Consider the following 1,064-nt stretch of genomic DNA (forward strand, 5'->3'; position numbering starts at 1 on the left):
GGCTACCGCAGCGTGACGCTGTCGCTCAAGCGCACCGGCCAGGCGCCGGGCGACGCGACCGACACGCAGATGGAACTGGCCGCCGAGCTGGCCGAGCGCTTCAGCCAGGCCGAGCTGCGCGTCTCGCACGACCAGAACCTGGTGCTGCCGTGGGTGCGCGAGAGCGACCTGTTCGCCCTCTGGCAGGCCGCGCGCGCCGCCAGCTTCGCGACGCCCAACATCGGCCTGCTGACCGACATGATCGCCTGCCCCGGCGGCGATTTCTGCGCGCTCGCCAATGCCCGCTCGATCCCGATCGCCGAGGCCATCACCGAGCGCTTCGACGACATCGACGAGCTCTACGACATCGGCGACATCGACCTGCACATCAGCGGCTGCATCAACTCCTGCGGCCACCACCACAGCGGCCACATCGGCATCCTCGGCGTCGACAAGGACGGCAGCGAGTGGTACCAGGTGACGCTCGGCGGCCTCGACGGCTCGGCGATCAGCGGCCACCAGTCGACGCCCGGCAAGGTGATCGGCCCGTCGTTCGCGGCCGACGAGGTGCCCGACGTGATCGAGGCGGTGCTCGACACCTACCGCGCGCAGCGCAGCACCGCTGCCGAGCGCTTCATCGACACCGTGAACCGCATCGGGCTCGATCCGTTCAAGACCGCGGCCAACGCCCAGCGCCGCAGCACCGCCAAGGCCTGACCATGAAATTCATCGACACCGCCCGCGACCCCTGGCGCACCATCACCGGCGAAGACGGCCCGATGGTCACGCTGACGCCCGCCCCGAACAGCCTGCTGTCGCTCGCGCAATGGCACAGCGTGCGCAGCACCTGGCCGGCCGGCATGGCCGTCGGCGTGCAGTTCCCGAACGATGCTGACATCGAGGACCTGGCCGAGGACCTGCCGCGGCTCGCGCTGGTCGTGCTGAACTTCCCGAAGTGGGTCGACGGCCGCGCCTACAGCCAGGCCCGGCTGCTGCGCTCGCGTTATCGCTATGCCGGCGAGGTGCGCGCCACCGGCGAGGTGCTGGTCGACATGATGCCGCTGCTGCAGCGCACCGGCTTCGAT

The 1,064-nt window shown here is 70.1% G+C and carries 1 protein-coding gene and 1 pseudogene; both read left to right on the forward strand.

The features are described from left to right. A pseudogene (locus tag AC1D15_RS33905) lies at positions 1-696 on the forward strand (nitrite reductase); the annotation flags it as partial. Positions 697-698: 2 nt separating this feature from the next. Beyond that, on the forward strand, positions 699-1,064 hold a 366-nt coding region (locus AC1D15_RS33910), incomplete at its 3' end, for a DUF934 domain-containing protein (protein WP_477829524.1).

The organism is Rhizobacter sp. P2_H2, from assembly GCF_056403375.1.